Annotated in this window: 8 protein-coding genes and 1 tRNA gene; 5 read left to right on the top strand and 4 right to left on the bottom strand. The window is 65.7% G+C overall.

All coding sequences use genetic code 11. The annotated features are described in order from the left end of the window. Position 1: 1 nt before the first annotated feature. The 3 genes from ACFRAU_RS20170 (at position 2) to ACFRAU_RS20180 (ending at position 1,721) form a co-directional block, all read left to right on the top strand. Entirely contained in the window at positions 2-481 is a 480-nt protein-coding gene (locus ACFRAU_RS20170) for an OsmC family protein (RefSeq protein WP_377996074.1), read from the top strand. Positions 482-588: 107 nt separating this feature from the next. After that, a complete protein-coding gene (locus ACFRAU_RS20175) occupies positions 589-1,251 on the top strand; it encodes a mechanosensitive ion channel family protein (protein ID WP_377996075.1) in 663 nt (220 codons plus the stop codon). A gap of 2 nt (positions 1,252-1,253) precedes the next feature. Then, on the top strand, positions 1,254-1,721 hold the full coding sequence (locus ACFRAU_RS20180; protein ID WP_377996076.1) for a globin: 468 nt from the start codon (positions 1,254-1,256) through the stop codon (positions 1,719-1,721). Position 1,722: 1 nt separating this feature from the next. Here ACFRAU_RS20180 and ACFRAU_RS20185 read toward each other — a convergent pair whose 3' ends face one another. Further along, positions 1,723-2,385, bottom strand: coding sequence for a hypothetical protein (locus ACFRAU_RS20185; protein WP_377996077.1), 663 nt, complete (start codon positions 2,383-2,385; stop codon positions 1,723-1,725). A 63-nt stretch (positions 2,386-2,448) separates the two neighbouring features. Here ACFRAU_RS20185 and ACFRAU_RS20190 point away from each other — a divergent pair, with 63 nt between their 5' ends. Beyond that, positions 2,449-3,420 (top strand): acyl-CoA thioesterase, encoded by a 972-nt coding sequence (locus tag ACFRAU_RS20190; protein WP_377996078.1) that lies wholly within the window; start codon positions 2,449-2,451, stop codon positions 3,418-3,420. Positions 3,421-3,494: 74 nt separating this feature from the next. Here the strand turns inward: ACFRAU_RS20190 and ettA are convergent, their stop codons facing one another. The 3 genes from ettA to ACFRAU_RS20205 all read right to left on the bottom strand — a co-directional run bounded on the left by ettA (position 3,495) and on the right by ACFRAU_RS20205 (position 6,462). Then, positions 3,495-5,177: an energy-dependent translational throttle protein EttA gene (gene ettA, locus ACFRAU_RS20195; protein ID WP_377996079.1), complete on the bottom strand. Its 1,683-nt coding sequence runs from the start codon at positions 5,175-5,177 to the stop codon at positions 3,495-3,497. Positions 5,178-5,256: 79 nt separating this feature from the next. Next, positions 5,257-5,832, bottom strand: a complete 576-nt coding sequence (locus ACFRAU_RS20200; protein ID WP_378001213.1) for a DUF6993 domain-containing protein — start codon at positions 5,830-5,832, stop codon at positions 5,257-5,259. Positions 5,833-5,892: 60 nt separating this feature from the next. Continuing rightward, positions 5,893-6,462: a single-stranded DNA-binding protein gene (locus tag ACFRAU_RS20205; protein WP_378001210.1), complete on the bottom strand. Its 570-nt coding sequence runs from the start codon at positions 6,460-6,462 to the stop codon at positions 5,893-5,895. A gap of 209 nt (positions 6,463-6,671) precedes the next feature. On the opposite strand from ACFRAU_RS20205, the gene ACFRAU_RS20210 reads away from it, so the two are divergent. Further along, positions 6,672-6,744, top strand: a tRNA-Arg gene (locus ACFRAU_RS20210). Positions 6,745-6,843: the final 99 nt, after the last annotated feature.

The following is a 6,843-nucleotide window of genomic DNA, read 5'->3' on the forward strand; positions in this document are numbered from 1 at the left end:
AGTGGCGCTCGACGAACACCAATACGCGCTGACGGTCCGCTGGACCGGCAACCTTGGAAGCGGGACGTCGTCCTACCGGGGATACTCCCGGGACCACGACATCGAGATTCCGGGGCTGCCGGTCCTGCAGGGCTCGGCCGACCCCACCTTCCACGGCGACCGTTCCCGGTATAACCCCGAACAGCTGCTGCTGACGGCCCTGGCGCAGTGCCACATGCTCTCCTTCCTGCACGTTGCGGTGAGGCATGGCGTGGTGGTTCTGTCCTATGAGGACAACGCCACCGGCTTGCTCCGGCTGAACCGGGACGGCAGCGGCCAGTTCGAAACCGTCACCCTCCGCCCGCAGGTGGCGGTTGCGGATCCGGGGCACCTTGCGCTGGCGGAACAGATGCACCAGGAGGCCAACCAGGTGTGTTTCATAGCCCGCAGCGTAAATTTCCCCGTTCTGCACGCTCCTGTTACCACAGCCGGAAGTCCATAGCCAGCGGCAGACCCCGCTAGGCTTAAAGGCGACCAAAGAGCAGCCGGTCTCCCCGGTAAGCGTGGAGACCGGCCGCCGCCGGACAGCAGCAAGGAGCCTTCCTGCAGATGTACAGCATGTTCACAACGCCCTCGGCCTCACTGGAGCCCACCGGACTTGACCTGGCCGGCGTGGCCATCAGCCTCGGCGCAGGCATCGTCCTGTGGCTGATCGCGAGTTTCCTGATCGCCAGGATCACCCGTCGGGTGGCGAACGGCACGTCGCTGTTCAAGAAACCGCACTTCCGCTGGGTGGCGCCGGCGCTGCGCGCCCTGGACCATGAGCGGCGCGTCCAGCGGGCCCAAACGATCGGCTCGTTGCTGAAGAGCGGCATCGGCGTGGTCATCGCCGTCATCACCTGCATCTACATGCTGAAGAACCTGGACGTCGACGTGGCGCCGCTGCTGACCAGCGTGGGAATCCTGGGTATCGCCATCGGCTTTGGTGCCCAGCAGCTGATCAGGGACTTCCTTGCCGGCATCTTCATCACCATCGAGGACCAGTACGGCATCGGCGACACCATTGAAACCAGCGAAGTGATTGGCGTGGTGGAGTCGATCGGGCTGAGGATCACGCGCGTCCGCGACGAGAACGGCGCCATCTGGTACCTCCGCAACGGTGAGATCCTCCGCGTGGGCAACCGCTCGCAGGGTAACTACGTCCCGCCTGCAGAGCCTGAAGTGACTGCCGCCGAAGCCGAGCACGCACCCCAGCAGAAGGCCGGAGAATAGCCATGACCATTCCATCGCTCCCCACCCCGCCGGAGCCGGGCGTCCGCAAGCCGCTGATGCGCAACGACCCCTTCAGCCAGCCCGGGTACACGGACAACTTTTACGACGCCGTGGGCGGCCACGAGACATTCGTGAAGCTCATTGACGTTTTTTACGACGGCGTGGCCACCGATCCGCTGCTGCGGCCCATGTATCCGGAAGAGGACCTGGGGCCGGCCAAGCGGCGGTTCCTGATGTTCCTGGAGCAGTACTGGGGCGGCCCCACCACCTACGGCGAGGAACGCGGCCATCCCCGGCTGCGGATGCGACACATGCCGTTCCGGGTGACGCCCGAAGCGAAGGACCGCTGGCTGCACCACATGCGGGCGGCGGTCGATTCGCTGGACCTGCCGCCGCTGCATGAGGGCACGCTGTGGGACTACATGGAACGCGCTGCGCTCTCCATGGTGAACAGCCCGTCCGACGCCTAGGCTAAAGCAGCCCGGCGCCCGTCCGTGCCAGCACGTGTCCGCGGCTGCCGCTGAGCCGGAACCAGCGCCCCGAACGGTAAAGCTTTTGTTCGTCCTCGCCGAGGAATCCCAGGGTGAGGGCGGCAAAAGCCACTCCGGCCGGCACCCCGTGCCGTTCCGCCAGCCCCCGCCCCCAGACGGCGGCCCGGGCATTGTTGACGATCACGGCTCCGGGTTTGTCCGGGACAATACCGGCCACCTCGGCGATGCCGTCTTCGGCAACCTGCCGCAGTTCGGCGTCGGGCACTGAATCCACCAGTTCCCAGCCGCTGCGCGGCGCGCCCACGCCGGCCCATGATTCGGTGACGGTCGACGGCGGGACCGGAAGATCGGCGTCGTTCTCCCCTGCCCGGGCCAGCCGGTCCAGGACCGCGGCGAGCGGAACCGTGACGTCAATAGCGGACGGGTCTGCCAGCCCCATGGTGCGCAGGCCGAGGATCGTTGGGGTGGACTCCCCCAGGATCCGGGGCCGGAGGACGCAGACGTAGGCGGCCAGTACCGTGCCGGCTGCCTGCAGGCGGATGGCCCCGTCATCGATGGCCTTGGCGCGGGTGACAAAGGTCTTCAGATCGGCGAGGTCGCGGGGGTCAGCGAAGCGGAAAGACTGGGTAAGGAGATCAGACACGTTAAGAACACTACCGGCTGGGGCTCGGTTGAGCGGTGCCGGGGCGCCGTCTAGAGTCAAACCATGACTGAAGCGGACGCCGGATTGCAGGCCTTGCCCACGAACCACCCCACGAACTCCCTCCTCGACCTGCTGGACCTCGGCGAGCTGGAAGGCGCCCGCACCGACGAGGACATTTTCATGGGTCCGTCGCAGCGCCAGCCGCACCAGCGTGTCTTCGGCGGCCAGGTCCTGGCCCAGTCCCTGATTGCGGGAATGCGCACCGTGGACGAGGACCGCACCGTCCATTCCATGCACGGCTACTTCCTCCGGCCCGGGGACGCGAACAAACCCATCACGTTCGGGGTACAGCGCCTGCGGGACGGCCGCTCGTTCTCTGCGCGGCGGGTCCACGCCTATCAGGACGGGACACCGATTCTCTCCATGATCGCCTCGTTCCAGGCAAGCGATGAGGGCATTGAGCACCAGTCCGAGATGCCTGCCGGCATCCCCGATCCGGAGACCCTGCCCAGCACCGCAGACCTGCTGGGCAAGTTCGACCACCCCGTCGCCCGGCACTGGGCGTACGAACGGCCCTTCGACATCCGCCATGTGGATCCCGCCCTGTATGTGGCCGCTACGGGGAAAAAGGAAGCACGCAACGCCGTGTGGATGAAGACCTTCAGCCCCATGCCGGACAACGCCAACACGCACCGCGCCGCGCTGGCCTACGCCAGCGACTACACACTGCTCGAGTCGATCCTTCGCAGGCACGGGCTGAGCTGGATCACGCCGGGCATGAGCGTGGCGAGCCTCGACCACGCCATGTGGTGGCACCGTCCCGTGCGCGTGGACGAGTGGCTCCTGTATGTGCAGGAATCACCCAGCGCCCAGGGGGCGCGCGGACTCGCCACCGGCAAGATCTTCAACCGCGAGGGCCTGCATGTGGCGTCCGTCGCGCAGGAGGGCATGGTCCGTGTGCCAACGGACATCAAGAGCAAGGTGGCCGGTGCCGTCCAGACCAAGATCATGCAGCACCAGATGCGCAAGGCCTGACTGGCTCCTGATACGAAAAGGCCGGCCCCGGGGTTCATTGATCCCGGGTCCGGCCTTTTTCGTGCTCAGCGCGACTAGTCGCGGGTCAGGCGGCGGTGCGTGACGCGGTGCGGCTTGGCGGCGTCGGGGCCGAGGCGCTGCACCTTGTTCTCCTCGTAGGATTCGAAGTTGCCCTCAAACCAGTACCACTTCGACGGGTTCTCCTCGTCACCTTCGTAGGCGAGGATGTGGGTGGCCACCCGGTCCAGGAACCAGCGGTCGTGGGAGACCACGACGGCGCAGCCGGGGAACTCCAGCAGCGCGTTTTCCAGGCTGCTGAGGGTTTCGACGTCGAGGTCGTTGGTCGGTTCGTCAAGCAGGAGCAGGTTTCCGCCCTGCTTGAGGGTCAGAGCCAGGTTCAGGCGGTTGCGCTCACCACCGGAGAGCACACCTGCCTTCTTCTGCTGGTCCGGCCCCTTGAACCCGAACGCCGCGACATAGGCGCGGGACGGCATTTCGACGTTGCCCACCTGGATGAAGTCCAGGCCGTCGGACACGACCTCCCACAGGGTCTTGTTGGGGTCGATGCCGCCGCGGCTCTGGTCGGCGTAGGAGATCTTGACCGAGTCACCGATCTTCAGCTCGCCGCCGTCGAGGGGCTCGAGGCCCACGATGGTCTTGAACAGCGTGGACTTACCCACACCGTTCGGGCCAATAACGCCGACGATACCGTTGCGCGGCAGGGAGAAGGACAGCCCGTCGATCAGGGTGCGGTCGTCGAAGCCCTTCTGGAGGTTCTTGGCTTCCAGGACCACTCCGCCAAGACGCGGTCCCGGCGGGATCTGGATCTCTTCGAAGTCCAGCTTCCGGGTGCGGTCTGCCTCGGCGGCCATTTCCTCATAGCGTGCCAGACGTGCCTTGGACTTGGTCTGCCGGCCCTTGGCGTTGGAGCGGACCCATTCGAGTTCCTCGGAGAGCCGCTTGGCCTGCTTGGCGTCCTTCTTGCCCTGGATTTCCAGGCGGGCGCGCTTCTTCTCCAGGTAGGTGGAGTAGTTGCCCTCGTAGGGGTACAGGTGGCCGCGGTCGACCTCGGCGATCCATTCCGCGACGTGGTCCAGGAAGTACCGGTCGTGGGTGACGGCGAGAACGGCGCCCTCGTAGGAGGAGAGGTGCTGTTCCAGCCACAGCACGCTCTCGGCGTCGAGGTGGTTGGTGGGCTCGTCAAGCAGCAGGAGGTCCGGCTTCTGCAGGAGCAGCTTGCAGAGCGCCACGCGGCGGCGCTCACCGCCGGAGAGCAGGGTGACATCCGCGTCGGCCGGCGGGCAGCGGAGGGCGTCCATGGCCTGCTCGAGCTGGGAGTCCAGGTCCCAGGCGTCGGCGGAGTCGATGGCTTCCTGCAAGTGGCCCATCTCCTCGAGGAGTGAGTCGTAGTCCGCGTCAGGGCTGGCCATCTCCTCGGAGATCGCGTTGAAGCGCTGGATCTTGCCGAAGATCTCGCCAACGCCTTCCTGGACGTTGCCCAGGACGGTCTTCTCCTCATTCAGCGGCGGCTCCTGCAGCAGGATGCCAACGCTGTAGCCGGGGCTCAGCCGGGCTTCGCCGTTTGAGGGGGTGTCCAGGCCGGCCATGATTTTCAGGATGGTGGACTTACCGGCACCGTTGGGACCAACAACACCGATCTTGGCGCCCGGGAAGAAGGACATGCTTACGTCATCGAGAATAAGTTTTTCGCCAACAGCCTTTCGGGCCTTGGTCATTGTGTAGATAAATTCCGCCATGGTTCCAAATCTAGTGGGTTGGCGGGCATATCTCACATTCGCGTCAGGTCTGGCATTCGCGTCAGGTCCGGCATTCCCGTCAGGCCGGGGCGCCTACGAAGCACTTCCCGTTCGACAGCGCCGGGAGAACGGCCACCGTCACCTTTCCGTCGCGGATCTGGCCGATCACGCATTCGTTGGCCTGGACGGCCGCCGCTTCCATGGAATCCACCTCGAGCCCGGTGGGCGTGCGGCCCGCCGAGACCTCCAGGCTCCGCGCCGGAACGCCTGCCGCCGTGAGCGCCGCGGCAATGTCCGCCGTGGCAGGCTTGGGATTGGCTGCGACTACCTTTCCCAGGACGTCAGTCATGGTCCGCTGCAGCGCGGCCGTGGCCCCGGCAGAGGCGGAGGCCGTGGCGGCGGATGCAGGCGCCGAAGCCCCCGCCGGCGCCGGTGCCGACTGCGATGCCGACTGCTTGGCAGCCTGTGTTCCCGCGGCCTGTCCTTCCGCCGTCTGATTGACGGTGGCCTGGTCTTCCGGTGCCGTACAGGCGGCGAGCGCCGACAGCAATGCAACCGCCAGTGCGAGCCGGCCGGCAACCACCTTGGTATTTTCCCGGGCACCAGTTGCCTTGCCGCGGAGAGCCGTGTTCCGCCGGAGTGTCATCGCTCGCATCACGCTGCCATTCTGCCATGCGGCACCGCCAGGGGGTGCGGTGCCGCACGCCACCGGCGTTCAGGCAGCGGCTCCGGTAAGTTCTCCCGTTTCGCGATCAAGCTCCAGCTCGTCGCCGGCGTCGTCGAGGAAGATTCCTGCCGCGGCCGCATCCTCATCGGTCTCGTCATCGTCCTCCCGGCCATCGTCAGCTCCGTCCTGGCCCGCGCCGGAGGGGCCCGAAGTGCTTCGATCGCCGTTCGCGGGACCGAATCCGTCGGCGGCCTGCGGGTTGCCGGAATTGCGGATGAAGTTGGCGGTGCCCCACTTGAGGTCGTGGCCCACAGCATCCGCGTCGATCTCAGCGTCGTGGTAGACGCGGCCTTCCTTCTCCCAGCTGCGCATCTTCAGTTTGCCCACGATGATGACGCGCTGGCCCTTCTTGATGCTGCAGCCCATGTTTCCGGCCAGCTGCCGGTATCCCTGGACGGTGAACCAGTTGATGTTGCCGTCCACCCAGGCGTTGGCGGTCTTGTCGAACCGCCGTTCCGCGGAGCCGAGACGGAATGAGGCGGTGGGGACGCCTCCCGGGGTGGTGGAACTGCGGATCTCCGTGGCAACGAAGCCCCGGACGGTAATGGTGTCGGTCATCTTGGTGTCCTGTCTCGAAGTGTCATGCCCTAGCAGGCATTTCAAGCATCAACCGGCAACAGATGGACAGCGAGAGCCGACGTTCCGTATGTGGAAAACTATGGCCGCACGGCTTGTGACGCGATGGTAAAACTGCCAGGTGCCTGACGCTGGTGGCGCGCAAGTCAATGTAGACTTTTTAGGCGCCAGCAATGTGCCAGCCAGGCATTGCCCCAGTAGCTCAGGGGATAGAGCAGCGGCCTTCTAATCCGCCGGTCGGGGGTTCGATTCCCTCCTGGGGCGCATTTGTGATGTCTCGGGACATCGACTACAGATGTCCCGAGACATCGGCTACACCCCCGGTCTACGGACCGGGGGTGTTTTGTTTTTTCGGCTGGTAGC

Origin of the sequence: Arthrobacter sp. NPDC056691, from assembly GCF_042791415.1 — a bacterium.
Taxonomy (GTDB): Bacteria; Actinomycetota; Actinomycetes; order Actinomycetales; family Micrococcaceae; genus Arthrobacter.